General features: G+C 44.6%; 17 protein-coding genes. 16 read left to right on the top strand and 1 reads right to left on the bottom strand.

What is annotated here, in order from left to right:
• The 9 genes from A3763_RS13675 to secF all read left to right on the top strand — a co-directional run.
• A partial coding sequence (locus A3763_RS13675) for a putative solute-binding protein (protein WP_231872196.1) occupies positions 1-549 on the top strand: 549 nt, incomplete at its 5' end.
• Positions 550-598: 49 nt separating this feature from the next.
• Positions 599-1,255, top strand: a complete 657-nt coding sequence (locus A3763_RS13670) for a fumarylacetoacetate hydrolase family protein (RefSeq protein WP_068553251.1) — start codon at positions 599-601, stop codon at positions 1,253-1,255.
• Positions 1,256-1,345: 90 nt separating this feature from the next.
• Entirely contained in the window at positions 1,346-2,314 is a 969-nt protein-coding gene (gene prmB, locus A3763_RS13665) for a 50S ribosomal protein L3 N(5)-glutamine methyltransferase (RefSeq protein ID WP_068510637.1), read from the top strand.
• Positions 2,315-2,372: 58 nt separating this feature from the next.
• Positions 2,373-3,458 carry a chorismate synthase gene (gene aroC / locus A3763_RS13660; RefSeq protein ID WP_068634069.1) on the top strand — a complete coding sequence of 362 codons (1,086 nt, stop codon included), beginning with the start codon at positions 2,373-2,375 and terminating at the stop codon, positions 3,456-3,458.
• 6 nt (positions 3,459-3,464) lie between these two features.
• Positions 3,465-4,517 (top strand): tRNA preQ1(34) S-adenosylmethionine ribosyltransferase-isomerase QueA, encoded by a 1,053-nt coding sequence (gene queA / locus A3763_RS13655; protein WP_068553245.1) that lies wholly within the window; start codon positions 3,465-3,467, stop codon positions 4,515-4,517.
• Between the two features lie 25 nt (positions 4,518-4,542).
• A complete protein-coding gene (gene tgt / locus A3763_RS13650; RefSeq protein WP_068510630.1) occupies positions 4,543-5,673 on the top strand; it encodes a tRNA guanosine(34) transglycosylase Tgt in 1,131 nt (376 codons plus the stop codon).
• Positions 5,674-5,836: 163 nt separating this feature from the next.
• Positions 5,837-6,106 (top strand): preprotein translocase subunit YajC, encoded by a 270-nt coding sequence (yajC, locus tag A3763_RS13645; RefSeq protein WP_231872197.1) that lies wholly within the window; start codon positions 5,837-5,839, stop codon positions 6,104-6,106.
• A gap of 154 nt (positions 6,107-6,260) precedes the next feature.
• Positions 6,261-8,117, top strand: a complete 1,857-nt coding sequence (gene secD / locus A3763_RS13640) for a protein translocase subunit SecD (protein ID WP_068553243.1) — start codon at positions 6,261-6,263, stop codon at positions 8,115-8,117.
• A 10-nt stretch (positions 8,118-8,127) separates the two neighbouring features.
• Positions 8,128-9,048 carry a protein translocase subunit SecF gene (gene secF, locus A3763_RS13635; protein ID WP_068510624.1) on the top strand — a complete coding sequence of 307 codons (921 nt, stop codon included), beginning with the start codon at positions 8,128-8,130 and terminating at the stop codon, positions 9,046-9,048.
• Between the two features lie 87 nt (positions 9,049-9,135).
• On the opposite strand, the gene A3763_RS13630 is transcribed toward secF, so the two are convergent.
• Positions 9,136-9,930: an inositol monophosphatase family protein gene (locus A3763_RS13630; RefSeq protein WP_068510623.1), complete on the bottom strand. Its 795-nt coding sequence runs from the start codon at positions 9,928-9,930 to the stop codon at positions 9,136-9,138.
• Between the two features lie 301 nt (positions 9,931-10,231).
• Between A3763_RS13630 and A3763_RS13625 the strand changes: the two genes are divergently transcribed.
• The 7 genes from A3763_RS13625 to rlmN all read left to right on the top strand — a co-directional run.
• The gene (locus A3763_RS13625; RefSeq protein ID WP_068510621.1) at positions 10,232-10,879 is read left to right on the top strand and encodes a TetR/AcrR family transcriptional regulator; all 648 of its coding nucleotides are present in this window, start codon (positions 10,232-10,234) and stop codon (positions 10,877-10,879) included.
• Positions 10,866-11,771 (top strand): RNA methyltransferase, encoded by a 906-nt coding sequence (locus tag A3763_RS13620; protein WP_231872195.1) that lies wholly within the window; start codon positions 10,866-10,868, stop codon positions 11,769-11,771. Before A3763_RS13625 ends, A3763_RS13620 begins: the two co-directional genes overlap by 14 nt.
• Positions 11,772-11,806: 35 nt before the next feature.
• Complete coding sequence (cysE, locus tag A3763_RS13615) at positions 11,807-12,580, top strand: serine O-acetyltransferase (protein WP_068510617.1); 774 nt, start codon at positions 11,807-11,809, stop codon at positions 12,578-12,580.
• A gap of 147 nt (positions 12,581-12,727) precedes the next feature.
• Positions 12,728-13,231: a Fe-S cluster assembly transcription factor gene (locus A3763_RS13610; protein ID WP_068510615.1), complete on the top strand. Its 504-nt coding sequence runs from the start codon at positions 12,728-12,730 to the stop codon at positions 13,229-13,231.
• 128 nt (positions 13,232-13,359) lie between these two features.
• Positions 13,360-14,508, top strand: coding sequence for an aminotransferase class V-fold PLP-dependent enzyme (locus A3763_RS13605; protein ID WP_068634068.1), 1,149 nt, complete (start codon positions 13,360-13,362; stop codon positions 14,506-14,508).
• Between the two features lie 150 nt (positions 14,509-14,658).
• Complete coding sequence (ndk, locus tag A3763_RS13600; RefSeq protein WP_068510611.1) at positions 14,659-15,087, top strand: nucleoside-diphosphate kinase; 429 nt, start codon at positions 14,659-14,661, stop codon at positions 15,085-15,087.
• 185 nt (positions 15,088-15,272) lie between these two features.
• On the top strand, positions 15,273-15,970 hold a 698-nt coding region (gene rlmN / locus A3763_RS13595; protein WP_156495090.1), incomplete at its 3' end, for a 23S rRNA (adenine(2503)-C(2))-methyltransferase RlmN.

Below are 15,970 nucleotides of genomic sequence, written 5' to 3'. Positions count from 1 at the left end.
AATGTGGATATATCAGCAATTAGCGGCAAAAAAGTGTCTATTTTGAATGCTGATGTAGCCAGTGAGCGATTTGCCCAAGTGGTTGGTGCATCGCCGGTACACACTTCGTTGGCTACTTGGGGTGGGCAATTCAATAATGGCAACGTTGACGTAATGTTTGCGCCCGCGTTGGCTTACAACACGTTTGAGTTATACAAAGGTTTGGGCGAAACTGGCGGAATTGTTGACTTCAATATTCTTTATGCTGTGATGGAAATGGTCGTCAATACTGAAACAGCCCCAGCAAATTTTGCTCACAATATGCGCCAGCATGCGCTATCTCGATTTAATGAACTCGAGAATACAGTTAAGCAGGCACACAGTGAAATTCCACAGAAGTACTGGGTGAGTCTCGATGATGTAAGAAAGTCAGAGTATGAAAACCTTTCTAAGAAGATTCGTTTAGCCTTAAGAGATGAAAAAGCCTACGACGCAAAAGCTATCTCAATATTGTGGAAGATCCGTTGTAAATTTAATCCATCTGCGACAGAATGCGCGACTCCGGAGTAGTTGCGCAGAACACTGCTCCTAGAGACCTTGTAGCTTAGTAGGAGTAGTGATGCCTTATACAGCAAAATTTGTTGATGGAAGTTTATTCGAATCACCTATCACAAAAGTCGTTTGTGTCGGGCGTAATTACGCAGAACATGCCAAAGAGCTTAATAACCCCATACCTTCTGAGCCGATTCTGTTTATTAAACCAGGGTCGGCTGTCGTCTCTTTAAGTGAACCTTTCACTATTCCAGACACAGATTGCCACTATGAGGCAGAGATTGCCGTATTGATCGGAGAGACGCTATCTAATGCAAATGCCGAACAAGCGGAGCAAGGAATTGAAGGCTTAGGTTTGGCGCTTGATCTAACGCGGCGTGAGCTGCAGTCAAAGTTGAAAGAAAAATCCCACCCTTGGGAAGTCGCCAAAAGCTTTGATGGTGCTTGCCCGCTCAGTGAATTTGTTCCGTTAGGGAACTGTACAGCCTTAAACCAGCTTGAGTTTACCTTGAGTATCAATGGAGAGTTGCGACAGCATGGTAAGAGTAGCGATATGTTGAACCCGATCGCGCCACTTATTGCGCATATGAGTACCTTTTTCACGCTCAACCCAGGTGACGTTGTTCTTACCGGAACGCCGAAGGGGGTGGGGCAGCTACACAAAGGGGATCAGTTGTCGCTAAAGTTTGGCAAGAATTTAGCTTTTGATACTAAGGCAATCTAAATTTAGCTGCTGACTTCGGTGTCTCCCATTCCCCCAGCTGCCGATTCTCTATATAATTGCGGGCTTTTTCGATATTAGGAATTAGCCCGCGTGCCTCAGACTCAAACCCGTTCTTCTGAACTTGCTAGCAGTGCATCAAGTAGTGAGTCAAATTTGCAGACGATAGCTGATTTTATTCGTTACACTTTTTCGAGTTTGAATCGTGAACAGGTTTATTGTGGCCATGGTACTGACAACAACTGGGATGAGGCAGTCAGCCTGGTTCTTCAGTTATTAGATCTGCCTTGGGATTTTTCGACTGAACTATGGTCTTGTCGTCTGGCAGACGAAGAGAAGGCGCTTATCTTAGATGCGATTAAGCGCAGAACAAAAGGCCGAGAGCCACTGGCTTATATCACCAAACAAGCTTGGTTTTGTGGTTTGCGCTTCAATGTCGATGAGCGAGTGCTCATACCTCGCTCTCCGATTGCCGAACTCATCGGGCATCATATGGAACCTTGGCTATTAAATGAGCCTGAGCGAGTGCTTGATTTATGTACCGGAAGTGGTTGCATCGGCATCGCTGCCGCTTTGGAGTTTGAAGAGGCGCAGGTGGATTTGTTTGATATATCAGTCGATGCCCTGGCCGTGGCAAAGTCGAATATTGAATTGTATGAATTAAATGACCGGGTTCAGGCGTTTTCCTCTGATCTTTTCAGTGCTTTGAGCGATCCTTCGCAGTTCTCGGATGGTGAACATGTTCGTTACGATTTAATTTTGTCGAATCCGCCTTATGTTGATCAAAATGATTTTGACAGCATGCCCGAAGAGTATAGTGCTGAGCCTGTGTTAGGCTTGGTTGCAGGGCCTGACGGGCTGGATATTGTCAGACGAATTCTATCGGAAGGTGCGAAGCACTTAAGCGATGATGGCTTAATGATTGTTGAGGTTGGAAATAGTTGGGAAGCGCTAGAAGAGGCTTATCCTGATTTTCCCTTTACTTGGGTTGAGTTCGAACAGGGTGGGCACGGCGTGTTTGTGATTCGCGCACAAGAATTAAGAAACTACCCTTGGGTATAGAATTGAATATTATTGTTGAACGCTCAAAAGCGTTTAACTAGAGAAAGAGGCAGATAGTATGTCGGGTAATACGTTTGGAAAGCTTTTTACAGTCACTTCTTTTGGTGAGAGCCATGGAAAAGCGATAGGCTGTATTGTTGATGGTTGCCCTCCGGGGATAGAGCTTAGTGAAGAAGATTTACAGGTCGACCTGGATCGTCGGAAGCCGGGCACATCGCGCTACACTACGCAGCGTAAAGAGGCTGATGAAGTTGAGATCCTCTCTGGTATCTTTGAGGGGAAAACAACGGGTACGCCCATAGGTTTGTTGATTAAGAATACGGATCAGCGCTCAAAAGATTACTCGAATATCGCAACGACCTTTAGACCAGCGCATGCTGATTATGCTTACAACCAGAAATATGGCTTCAGGGATTACCGCGGGGGCGGTCGTTCTTCTGCTCGAGAAACAGCAATGCGTGTTGCAGCGGGTGCTATCGCCAAGAAATACTTGAAGCAATCGTTTGGTATTGAAATCAACGGTTACCTGTCTCAGCTGGGTCCAATTAAAGTTGAAAAAGTGGATATGTCTATCGTCAATGACAATCCATTTTTCTGCCCTGATGCCGGTAAAGTCGGTGAGATGGAAGATTATATGAAAGCGCTGAATAAAGAGGGTAACTCTATTGGCGCGAAAATTTCTGTTGTTGCACGCAATGTACCACCTGGTTTGGGTGAGCCAATCTTTGACCGGCTAGATGCCGAGCTGGCGCATGCCTTTATGAGTATCAATGCCGTAAAAGGTGTGGAAATTGGTGCAGGTTTTGATTGTATTGAGCAAAAGGGCACAGAGCATAGAGACGAGATGACGCCGGAAGGGTTTCTTTCGAATCACGCGGGCGGTGTCTTAGGCGGTATTTCAACAGGGCAGGATATTGTTGCGCATATGGCTTTGAAGCCGACCTCAAGCATTCATTTGCCGGGTAAAAGTATCGATACAGCAGGCAATCAGATTGAAGTATCAACCAAAGGCCGTCACGACCCATGCGTGGGTATTCGTGCTACGCCCATTGCTGAAGCGATGATGGCAATGGTTTTGTTGGATCACCTAATGCGCCATCGTGCTCAAAATGCTGACGTTGTCTGTGAAACACCGAGAATCTAAGACGGTATGAAAGTTTCTGATTTTGATTTTGACTTGCCGCCCGAGCTAATTGCTAACTACCCGACAGAAGAGCGAAGCCAAAGCCGTTTGTTGGTGGTCGAAGGTAGTGAGGGGAAACTAGCTCATCGATCCTTTGCTGATGTTTATGAGCTGGTTAATGAAAACGACTTACTGGTATTCAATGATACCAAGGTTGTTCCAGCGCGTTTGTTTGCGAAGAAAGAAAGTGGCGGCAAACTGGAAATTCTTTTTGAGCGAATGATTGATAGTCATACGTTTTTAGCGCATGTCAGGTCTAGCCGTTCCCCTAAAGAAGGTAGCAAGATTCTTGTTGATACCGACGATGGTAGCACGCAAGTAATCGAAATGAAGGGGCGACAGAATGCACTGTTTATTCTTGAGACCGAGTCTTTAGAGGTTTTTGATCTGCTTGAAAAGTACGGCCACATTCCTTTACCTCCGTATATTGAGCGTGGTGATGAGGATATGGATCAGGATCGTTATCAAACTGTCTATGCCGATAAGCCAGGCGCGGCAGCAGCGCCTACGGCAGGCTTGCACTTTGATGATGAGCTTATTGAAAGGCTTAAAGCAAAAGGCGTTGATACAGCTTTTGTTACCTTGCATGTTGGTGCTGGAACCTTCCAGCCAGTAAAGGTTGACGATATTAAAGACCACGAAATGCATTCGGAATGGATTGAAGTGACTCAAGACGTGGTTGATAAAGTGACTGCGACTCGTCGAAAAGGTGGTCGTGTTATTTGCGTCGGCACAACTAGTGTTCGTAGTCTTGAATCTGCCAGCCAGTCAGGCGAGCTTAAGGCTTTTACCGGTGATACTGAGATATTTATTTTCCCAGGTTATGAGTTTAAAAGTGTCGATGCACTGATTACTAACTTTCATTTGCCGAAATCGACCCTATTAATGTTGGTATCTGCATTTTCAGGCCAGGCAAATATCTTAAATGCTTATGAGCAGGCTGTTGCAAATAAGTATCGCTTTTTCAGTTATGGTGATGCGATGTTTCTAAATCCCTCTAGCGGGAATATTTCGGAGTAATACATTGAGTGAATCGAATTGTTGTATGTCCTTTAAGGTCAGCCAGACAGATGGCTTGGCTCGACGTGGAGAAATTGACTTTCCACGTGGGAAAATACAGACCCCTGCGTTTATGCCGGTTGGCACTTACGGTACGGTAAAAGGCATGCTACCTAAGGATATCGAAGAGATTGGCGCGGATATTATTCTCGGAAATACTTTTCATCTAATGCTAAGACCGGGCACCGACATTGTTGAGAAACATGGTACTTTGCATGACTTTATCCAATGGGATAAACCAATTCTGACTGATTCTGGAGGTTTTCAGGTTTTTAGCCTCGGAGATATGCGTAAGATCAGCGAGAAGGGTGTAACATTCAAGTCCCCTATCAATGGTTCTAAAGTAGAGCTGACGCCTGAAATCTCAATGGAAGTTCAGCGTAAGCTTGGTTCAGATATCGTTATGATTTTTGACGAATGTACGCCTTACCCTGCAACGGAAGAAGAAGCACGTAGTTCAATGGAGCTATCGATGCGCTGGGCTGAACGTAGTAAACAGGCTCACGGTGATAACCCTTCAGCTTTATTTGGCATTGTGCAGGGCGGAATGTATGAGCACTTGCGTGATGAAAGCCTGGAAGGCTTAGCCAATATTGGCTTCGATGGTTATGCCATTGGTGGCTTATCTGTTGGTGAACCGAAAGAAGAAATGATGAAGGTGCTTGATCATATCGGCTATAAAATGCCTGAAGATAAGCCTCGTTATTTAATGGGAGTAGGGAAGCCTGAAGACTTGGTTGAGTCTGTTCGTCGCGGTATCGATATGTTTGACTGCGTAATGCCGACAAGAAATGCTCGCAACGGCCATTTGTTTACTTCAACGGGTGTTATCAAGATAAGAAATTCAGCTCATAAAGAAGACCCATCTCCGCTCGATGAACAATGTGACTGCTATACCTGTAAGAACTTTAGTCGTAGCTATCTTCATCATTTAGATAAGTGTAAAGAGATGCTAGGCGCGCAACTCAACACAATTCATAACCTAAGATATTATCAGAACTTAATGAGTGGATTGCGTCAGGCCATCGAACAAGGTAAATTGTCGGCCTTTGTTGATACCTTCTATGCCCAAAGAGGCGAAACAACACCAGAATTAACAGCTGGCGCAGCAGAATAAAGTGTTGCTCAGTTAAAAAATTTTACTGCTAACTATTAGAACTAAACAAGGGGAACCCTTAATGAAATTAATCGCTAAAATTGGTCTGTTTCTGACTTTCTGCATGTACTCTGCGCTTAGCCTGGCTGAAGGCGCGCCTGTTTCACCTCAAGGCCCAAGTGCAATGATGCAGTTGGTATTCTTTGGTGGCTTTATCCTGATTTTTTACTTCTTGATGTGGAGGCCACAGTCAAAGCGTGCCAAAGAGCATAGAAATCTGGTTTCTGAATTAAGCAAAGGTGACGAGATTGTGACGAATGGCGGTATCGCTGGTAAGGTCACAAAAGTTTCAGAAGAGTTTGTTAAGGTTGAAGTTTCTGAGGGTGTTGAAATGAACATTCAGAAAGTAGCAGTTGCCTCAGCATTACCAAAAGGCACCTTAAAAGGTATCTAAATCAGTGTTAGTCGCTCACAAAGGGTGAGCGACTAGGCTAATCGAGATGTTTTTACGTTTGTTTAGGCTTTGTTCGCGTAACAGGGTCTGCGTCGTGATATAACACCTGCACACTCAATTACTTTGAATAATACCGAAAGGATCTGGAGCTAAGATGCTCAATACATACCCCGCGTGGAAATATATTCTCATACTGATCACCCTGGCATTGGGTGCAGTGTACTCATTACCTAATCTCTATCCTGATGACTTTGCTGTGCAGGTGACCGGAACGCAAAGCTCGCTAAAAGCAGACGATGCTCTACAGAAGCGGGTCGTTAGCGTATTAGAGAAAAATAATGTTGTTGTTAAGCATGCGGAGTTAAATGGTAATAACCTTTTGGTTCGTTTCTATGACAACGAAGCTCAATTATCTGCAAAAGAAGTCCTAAGCGATGTTTTGGGTAGTGATTATATTGCGGCGCTAAATATGGCACCAAGCACACCTGATTGGCTTAAGTCTATGGGTGCTGGACCTATGAAACTTGGTCTAGATTTGCGAGGTGGTGTTCACTTCTTACTCGAAGTTGATATGGATAAAGCTTTGAGTCAAAAGCTTCAAGTCTCAATGAGTGATATTAAAACAGCGATGCGTAGTGAAAAAATTCGCTATCGTTCGGTATTGGTTGAAGGCACTGATGGCCTCAAGGTTAAGTTCAAGTCTGAAAAGGAATTGGACAAAGCGGTTTCGCTTGCCGCATCAGAATATCGTCAGTTTACACGTACAACAATCGAAGAAGATGAAAGCTTCTTCTTATTGCTAAAACTATCTGAAGCGCGAATTAAAGAGATTGAAGATTATGCTGTTCAACAAAACCTGATTACGCTTAGAAATCGTGTTAACGAACTGGGTGTTGCTGAGCCTTTGGTTCAGCGTCAGGGGCGTAACCGTATCGTGGTTGAGCTCCCTGGTGTTCAGGATACGGCGGCAGCAAAACGTATTATTGGTAAAACAGCAAACCTGGAGTTTCGTCTAGAGGCTAAGTCGAGCGCTTCTAGCCGAGAAATGCAGCAGTTTGACTTCAAGAGTGAGAAAGGACGTACCGCTTACCTGGAAAAAGATATTATCGTCACGGGAAGCAATGTATCGAATGCTCGTGCGAGTTTTGATGAAAACGGAGTGGCACAGGTTAATATCGACCTTGACGGTAAGGGCGGTAAGTTGATGCTTGAAGTGACCAAGCGAAACTTAAAGCGCCGCATGGGTGTTTTATTTATCGAGCAGAAGTCTGAGCTAATTAAGAAAATAGTCGACGGTGAAGAAGTAACAGAGCGTCGTAACCGTGAGATTCGCCAGATTATTAACTTGGCAACGATACAGGGGGCGTTTGGTAACAGCTTCCGTATTACCGGTCTGGACTCAGCCACCGAAGCTGCTGAACTGGCATTGCTTCTTAGAGCGGGTTCGCTTGCAGCGCCAATTTACTTTGTTGAAGAGCGTACAGTTGGGCCTAGCCTGGGGCAGGCAAATATCGACGCGGGTTTGATGTCCGTTCAAATCGGTTTCGCTTTGGTCTTATTGTTTATGCTTGTTTACTACCGGGCATTTGGTGTTGTCGCGAATATTGCTCTAGCAATAAACGTCATTCTATTGTGTGCATTAATGTCGATGATCTCTGCCACACTTACCCTGCCAGGCATCGCTGGTATTGTACTGACTGTCGGTATGGCGGTTGATGCAAACGTGTTGATCTTTGCTCGTATCCGCGAGGAGCTGGCAAACGGTCTTTCTCCTCAGCAAGCTATTCATGCCGGCTATAGTCGAGCATTTGTAGCGATTTTCGATGCAAATATAACCACGTTGATTGCTGCGGTTATCTTGTTTGCGGTAGGAACTGGCCCGGTTAAAGGTTTTGCGGTGACATTGTCACTCGGTATTATGACTTCGCTCTTCACTTCTGTCGTACTGACGCGAGCGATTGTTAACTTGGCCTATGGCGGCCGTCAGCTGAAGAAAATTTCGATAGGGTAAGGTGCTCAGGATGAACAATACAATAGATTTTATGGGCAAACGTAAGATTGCCGCGGCATTCTCGATCATCTTATTGCTTGCCTCAATTACTTCGCTTGGTGTGAAAGGTCTGGCTTTGGGTTTGGATTTTACAGGGGGGACGCTGGTAGAGGTTGAATACCAAGAAGCGCCGAACCTTGAAGAAGTGCGTGAGCAGTTGCTTGCAGCGGGTTATGAGAAATTAGTTGTACAAAACTTTGGTGCAGCAACATCTGTGTTGGTTCGCTTGTCTGAGTCGTTTAACGATAAGGTTGGTGCGCAAGTCGCGAGCACCTTGTCTGCGAATGGTGTGCAGCTAGAGCTGACCAGAGCTGAATTTGTTGGCGCACAGGTTGGTGAAGAGTTAAGAGAGCAGGGCGGCATTGGCTTGCTGTTGGCCTTGGGTTTGGTCATGTTCTATGTTGCTGTCAGGTTTCAGTTCAAGTTCTCGGTAGGTGCTGTATCGGCTTTGATACATGATGTCATTATCGTTATTGGTGCTTTTTCCATTCTGGGTTGGGATTTCGACTTAACCGTATTGGCTGCTCTACTAGCGGTAATTGGTTATTCCTTGAATGACACGATTGTTGTATCCGACCGTATTAGGGAAAACTTCAGAAAGTTAAGAAAGTCAGAGCCTGATGAAGTCATTAACATTTCGTTGACACAAACTTTATCTCGAACCTTGGTTACATCGGCGACGACTTTGTTAGTGCTGTTTGCCTTGTACTTTCTTGGTGGTGAAATGATTAACGGCTTTGCTAAGGCGCTTTTGATTGGTGTGTTAGTGGGTACGTATTCATCTATTTATGTTGCTAGTAATGTCTTGTTGTCGATGGGTGTGAGCAAAGAAGATTTGATTGCTCCAGTTGTCGAGGACGAGGAAGGAAACGCTATTGATGACCAACCTTAAAGTCAGGTAGTCAAATACTAGCCATAAAAAAGGGAGCAGAAGCTCCCTTTTTTATGGCTAGTATTTAGCGCTCTCAAACGCGCTACCTTAGAGGCGTGTTTGAAAAGTATTAAAGCGCTGGACCAATGCTTTAAAGAGCTTTGGATTGGCAACGATGATTTTGTCTTCTTTATCGCTAAATACACCGCCGTTTAGTGTACCTGTCAGTGCGCCAGACTCCTGGCATAGCAGCAGAGCTGCTTCAAGCTCTTTAGCGTTTACCTTGGTTAGTATTGCTGCATCAATTTGGCCAGCGGCAACCATGGCGACATCAAGAGCATCGCAATTGCTAACCTGCATTTGACCGACATTGCTTCCCACTTCACTAATAAAGTCAGCAATGACGTGAGATTCGGCAGGTGAGTCGAATTGATTTATGGTATTGATTGCAACCGTCGCTTCAGCTAGCGATTTAGGAGAGGTACAACGAATTCTTCTGCCATTAAGTGCTGCTCCGCTTCCACGGCTTGCTGTGTATTCATCACCATTTGTCGGGTTAACAAGTAAGGCGTTTTGAGATTTTCCTGAAGACTTATGAACAAGTGAAAAAGCCGTTGCTGGGATTTTTCGTAGCAGGTTGTAGGGCGCGTGAAAGCCGTTAACTTGCCAGCTATCTTCTTTTACGTCGCTAGGTGTTTCATCGGGTGCGATAATGAAGTGGGTTGGGTTGGCTTTCTTTAGGCTATCAAAGAAGGTTTGAAATAAAGTAGATTCAAGATGGCTGACCAGCTTTTCATTAGCATTAGGGTCAGATTGGTTTGGATCATTTTTATCGATACTTTGATTAATATATTCGCATGCTTGACGAGAAGCGCGCAAAGCAATATTTAAAATAGGCTTCATAGTTACCACTTACATATAAAAAGTGAATGACAAAAGAACGAATTGATAAAGAGCGTATGGTGCAGTCCAGCGTACTGGAGACCAAGTGGGGCGGATCATAGCAAAAAAATGTGACAGAGGCACGCGAATATAGAAATCTCCAAGGTGCTATTCAGAGGGTCCCGGTGAGCAAATCTTGATTAGGTACTCCCATCTAGATTAAAACGGCGTTAAACTAGCGCTCTAGTTGGTGAATTTTCAGAGTGTGTACATCTAGCAGCCTGGTCACCTTATAATTTATTCGCAATTATATGGAACAACTTTGCAAGATAAAACAAATGACAGTCGTCGCAGGCCGACTCAGGCAAGAAGTAAAAAGCGTGTCGACGCAATTCTGAATGCAGCAAAATCCTTAATTTCTGAAAAGGGCAGCGCCCAACTTAAAATTCACGAAATTTCGGAGCGTGCTGGTGTTACCCCAGCTTCTATATATCAGTACTTTCCTAGTAAAAATGCGATTACCTTAGCGCTAGCTCAGGATACCTTTGATCAATCATTTAGCTCTTTGTCTGAAGCCTTGCCGGTGACGCGCTCAAAAGAAGAGGCATGCTTTGTGTTGCAAGAGGTTATTGAGAGCTACTATCAAGAATACCTTTCTGAGCCTGCCATGATGGATATCTGGGTAAGTGTTTCGGCAGACAAATCCTTACAGGATTTGGATATCGAAGATAGTCGCCGCGTAACGAAGCTAATTGTTGATTGTATTAAGCAATACTACGATGAACAGTATTGGGAAAAGTTACAACAGGTTGGTTTCCTACTTTCGCATATGGCAGGCTCTGCTGTTCGCATGGCTTTGTCGGTGCCTGCAAAAGAGGGGAGAGCGTTGATAGATTCCTTTAAGAGTCTGGTAAATCCAGCTTCTTTAGATAGTATGATATTTTTGGATATTGCCAGTGACTCAAAATAATATAGCGCTTAGTCGTGAAGAAAAACTGAGTGACCTGGTGACAGTTGTATTGGTTAGAACTAGTCATCCGGGAAATGTCGGTGCAGTTGCTCGTGCAATGAAAAATATGGGCTTAAGTCGCCTGGTCTTGGTCTCGCCATCAGAAGCCTATGAAAAAGATGAGCATGGTGAAATTGTTTATTTGTCTCCCTTAAATACTCACGATGCGATTAGGCGAGCTTCAGGGGCTGAAGATATTCTGGCAAAAGCAATGGTCTGCACTTCGCTTGATGAGGCTTTGGCTGGTAGTCAGATAGTGATTGGTGCTAGTGCCCGCAGTCGTAAAATGACTTGGCCGCTTATGAACCCTAGAGACTGTGCTTCCTTAGTGCTTGACAAGGTTTTAGCAGATGAAAACATCGACTCTAATGAGTGTGGCAGTTCGGTGTCGCTTATATTCGGTAATGAGGCGAGTGGCTTGAGTAATGAGGAACTGCACCGCTGTCATTATCATGTAAATATTCCAGCAGTAGAGAGTTTTTCCTCACTAAATTTAGCCATGGCGGTTCAGTTACTTAGCTATGAGCTGCGAATGGCTTTGCTATATCGACCAGATTGTTTGACCGAAAGCGTTGATAAATCTGTAACTGCCCCCAAACACCATTCATTGGCCAGTGTTTCCTCTCAAGATGAATCTTGGGATGAGCCGCTAGCAACTGTGTCCGAAGTTGAAGGGTATTTTAGTCATCTAGAAAAAACGCTAATAGAAGTAGGCTTTCATGACCCGGATAATCCTCGTCAGTTGATGACAAGGTTGCGGCGCTTATATCAGCGAGTTCACCTAGATAAGATGGAAGTTAATATATTACGCGGCATATTGACGGCAACGCTCAAGTTTGGTCGAAAAAAATAGAAGCTCCATATTTTCGGGGCTAGATAGGAAATTTTATGTTTGAAGGCTTGAAAGACGATATTCAGAGTGTATTTGATCGTGATCCTGCAGCAAGAAACACCTTTGAGGTGTTAACGAATTATCCTGGTTTACATGCCTTGCTGCTACATCGACTAGCCCATAAGCTCTGGCTCAGAAATTTTCGTTGGCTTGGGCGCTCCCTTTCAACTTTTAGTCGCTGGCTCACGGGAATAGAAATCCACCCGGGGGCACAAATAGGTAAGCGCTTTTTTATCGATCATGGCATGGGTGTAGTGATTGGCGAAACCGCAGTAATTGGAGATGATGTTACCCTTTACCAGGGGGTTACCTTGGGGGGCACAAGTTGGAACAAAGGTAAGCGTCACCCAACGCTTCAGGATGGTGTGGTGGTTGGCGCGGGTGCCAAGGTACTTGGGCCCTTTGATGTAGGGCAAAATGCTAAGATTGGTTCAAATGCAGTTGTTACTAAAGAAGTCCCGGCTGAAGCAACCGTAGTTGGAATCCCGGGACGAATTATTCTCAAATCAGTTCCTGAAACGGCTACCCCGGATGACAGTAAGCGTAAGAAAATGGAAGAGAACTTTGGCTTTGATGCTTATGGCTTAAGTGATGAGATGCCCGACCCGGTTGCGCGTTCGATTAGAAGTATGCTGGATCATATGCATATGGTTGATGAACGGATGAATGAAATGTGCAAATCCTTACGTAAGCTTGATGACGGTTATAACAAAGAGGCTGTACCTTCTATTGATGAAGATGACATGTGCTGTTTTAAAGATATTAAGTAATAGTTCGATTTGGTGAAGGGCTAATGTCTCAATTATTGGGGAGAGGCTTGAGAATACTTGATTAAATTACTCAGGTAATAGATAATTTTTCAGCAATGCATCGCTCCGATGCTGACTATAAACACTTCAAGAGACATGAATTAAGCAATGCGCCTAACCACAAAAGGTAGATATGCAGTCACTGCAATGCTTGATCTTGCGCTGCATGCTTGTCATAACCCGGTTGCCTTAGCAGATATCTCGCTTAGGCAGGGTATCTCTCTTTCTTATTTGGAACAGCTGTTTTCGAAACTTAGACAACGTAAGCTGGTTAGAAGTATACGTGGTCCGGGAGGCGGTTATCAGCTAAATGTTGAGGCTGCTGATATTTCAGTTGCCGCCGTTATTGATGCTGTTGATGAGTCAATTGATACAACTCGTTGCGGCGCCAAAAGCCGTGAGGGTGTGGAGGAAAAAGCTGAGAAAGGCGGTTGTCAGGACGGCGAGCAGTGCCTCACTCATCATTTATGGATGGATCTTAGCCAGCAAATACATAGTTTTCTAAATTCTATAAGTCTTCAAGACCTTATGAACAAACGAGAGGTTCAGGTTACTGCTATTCGTCAGAATGAAGCGGCAGAACTTATTAACTCAAGTTTATTAGATATATAGCATTCTGCGGGCTCTTTTCTATTGCAGTAGTTGTGCTTGTCGGTCAATTTACGTTCATGGTAATCAGAACTTCCTCTCTATATAATACGCGCAAAATTTAGTCTGTATTATTTTGTGAACCCTAATCTATGAATAAGCCTATTTACCTCGATTATGCGGCGACTACTCCTGTTGATTTGCGTGTAGCTGAAAAAATGTCCAAGTTTCTGACGATGGACGGTGTCTTTGCCAATCCAGCCTCCCGTTCTCATATATATGGTTGGCAAGCAGAAGCCGCTGTCGAGCATGGGCGAAAGCAAGTTGCCAGCTTATTATGCGCGGATACGCGAGAGATTGTCTGGACCTCTGGTGCGACAGAAGCGAATAACTTAGCAATTAAAGGTGCGGTGTTGGCGCGTAAGTCGCAGGGTAAGCATATTGTTACATCGATGACTGAGCACAAGGCAGTTATTGATAGCGTCAAGTTCTTAGAGTCGCAGGGTTATTCGGTGACTTGGTTGAAGCCTCGCGTCAGTGGGGGAATCTCAGTTGATGATGTAGCGCAGGCACTTCGCCCTGATACGGTTTTGGTCTCCTTGATGCATGTGAACAATGAAACTGGTGCGATTAATGATGTCTATGAAATCTCCAGACTTACGGAATCGAAGGGGATTCTTTTTCATATCGATGCTGCGCAGAGTGCAGGAAAACTAAAAGTAGACACGAACGAATTACGTGCCGATATGATTTCAATGTGTGCTCACAAAATCTATGGTCCGAAAGGTATTGGTGCCTTATATGTACGGCGCAAAGCTGATTTCACTCTTCCAGCGCAAATACATGGTGGTGGCCATGAGCGAGGAATGCGTTCTGGTACTTTACCTTCGCACCAGATCGTTGCGATGGGAGAGGCCTTCGAGATTGCAGCGGCATCAATGACGGAAGAACAGGTCAGTATCTCTGATCTTAAATCCCTGTTTATGGAACGTATTTCGGGCTTGGGTTGTGTGCGTGTAAACGGTCAGTTCGAGCATTCGATTTCAGGTATTTTAAATCTGTCATTTGAGGGCTTGGATGGGCAGGTCTTGCTTTCTGCTCTGCCACAGTTAGCGATTTCGTCAGGCTCCGCGTGCACCTCGGCTAGCATGTCTCCATCGCATGTGTTGACAGCTATGGGCTTGTCTGACGAATTGGCATTGAGCGCCTTGCGTTTTTCCTTTGGTCGTTTCACAACTAAAGATGAAGTGCTGAAGGCCGCTGAGATGCTCTGCTCGGCAGTCACGCGAATGAAGGGCTAGAGTTCGCTAGTTTATTGGGCTAAAAGGCTGCTAGAGTTCTTTGTTTTAATATTTTTTAATGGCGTTATTGGTGAGTGTCTTTTTTCTGCTTTGCCCTGTATAATCCCGCCACAATTTTTTAACTTTTAAACTTACTTTGGAGATAAGCTCATGGCGGTAGAACGCACTCTTTCAATCATCAAACCTGATGCAGTAGCAAAAAATGTAATTGGTAAAATCTACAGCCGTTTTGAAAAAGCTGGACTAAAGATTGTTGCTTCAAAAATGATCCACATGGATGATGAAAAAGCTGGCGGTTTCTACGCTGAGCACAAAGAACGTCCTTTCTATGGTGACTTGGTTTCATTCATGACGTCTGGACCGGTTGTTGTTCAGGTTCTAGAAGGTGAAAACGCAGTTCTTGCTCACCGTGACCTAATGGGTGCAACAAACCCTAAAGAAGCAGCAGAAGGTACAATCCGTGCAGACTTCGCAGAGTCTATCGATGCGAACGCAGTACACGGTTCTGATTCAACTGAATCAGCAGCTCGTGAAGTATCTTACTTCTTCGCAGATGCAGAGATTTGCCCACGCGGCTAAGGCTACATTAGCCTAAAGCAAGCAGGATACCATTCCCTGTAGCGCCTCAAATAGACGCTCAGAGAAAGGATCCTGCTTTTTGTCGTTATTATAGCCGGATTAATAACGAGTAGACTTCGCTCAATAATTTGAATGATTGGGTGAATAAACATGCAGTTCGGCAGTATTTTTACGCGAGAGAATTTATGAGCGCAGATGTAACACCAGAAACCAAAAAAGTTAATTTGTTGGGTCTTCCACGGCAAAAAATGCTGGATTTCCTGGAGGGGATCGGTGAGAAACCGTTTCGTGCCAAACAAATCATGCAATGGATTCATCAATATGGTGTGCATAACTTCGACGAAATGACCAATATCAGCAAAGCGCTGCGTGAAAAACTTTCAAAGATCGCAACGATTGAAGGGCCAGATATTATCTATCAGGATATCTCGTCAGATGGAACTCGTAAGTGGGTGATGCAGATGCCTGGCGGTAGTAGTATCGAGACGGTGCTTATTCCTGAAGGTGACCGTGGAACCTTGTGTATTTCTTCTCAAATCGGTTGCGCTCTGGATTGTAGTTTTTGTTCTACTGGTAAGCAGGGTTTTAATCGTAACTTGTCTACAGAAGAGATTGTTGGCCAGATTTGGAATGCTATTGCCTCCTTTGAAGAACTCGACCGGGTAAAAGATCGTCCCGTAACAAATGTTGTGTTTATGGGTATGGGCGAGCCGCTGTTAAATTTTGACAATGTCATGGATGCTGTAGACATCATGATGGATGATTTCGCTTACAGCATTTCCAAGAAGCGTCTGACAATCAGTACTGCTGGTGTCGTGCCAGCAATGGATCGAATGGGCGAATTTACCGATGCCTCGATTGCAATATCCTTGCATGCACCAAA

The organism is Oleiphilus sp. HI0128, from assembly GCF_001635365.1.
The sequence above is the reverse complement of the archived record's forward strand: the minus strand, read 5'-3'. Positions and strand labels throughout refer to the sequence as shown.

Bases quoted from the DNA above. Each gene is read 5' to 3' on its own strand.
- A3763_RS13670 (WP_068553251.1), top strand. From the start codon at position 599: ATGCCTTATACAGCAAAATTTGTTGATGGAAGTTTATTCGAATCACCT.
- aroC (WP_068634069.1), top strand. From the start codon at position 2,373: ATGTCGGGTAATACGTTTGGAAAGCTTTTTACAGTCACTTCTTTTGGT.
- queA (WP_068553245.1), top strand. From the start codon at position 3,465: ATGAAAGTTTCTGATTTTGATTTTGACTTGCCGCCCGAGCTAATTGCT.
- tgt (WP_068510630.1), top strand. From the start codon at position 4,543: ATGTCCTTTAAGGTCAGCCAGACAGATGGCTTGGCTCGACGTGGAGAA.
- yajC (WP_231872197.1), top strand. From the start codon at position 5,837: ATGATGCAGTTGGTATTCTTTGGTGGCTTTATCCTGATTTTTTACTTC.
- secD (WP_068553243.1), top strand. From the start codon at position 6,261: ATGCTCAATACATACCCCGCGTGGAAATATATTCTCATACTGATCACC.
- secF (WP_068510624.1), top strand. From the start codon at position 8,128: ATGAACAATACAATAGATTTTATGGGCAAACGTAAGATTGCCGCGGCA.
- A3763_RS13630 (WP_068510623.1), bottom strand. From the start codon at position 9,930: ATGAAGCCTATTTTAAATATTGCTTTGCGCGCTTCTCGTCAAGCATGC.
- cysE (WP_068510617.1), top strand. From the start codon at position 11,807: ATGTTTGAAGGCTTGAAAGACGATATTCAGAGTGTATTTGATCGTGAT.
- A3763_RS13610 (WP_068510615.1), top strand. From the start codon at position 12,728: ATGCGCCTAACCACAAAAGGTAGATATGCAGTCACTGCAATGCTTGAT.
- A3763_RS13605 (WP_068634068.1), top strand. From the start codon at position 13,360: ATGAATAAGCCTATTTACCTCGATTATGCGGCGACTACTCCTGTTGAT.
- ndk (WP_068510611.1), top strand. From the start codon at position 14,659: ATGGCGGTAGAACGCACTCTTTCAATCATCAAACCTGATGCAGTAGCA.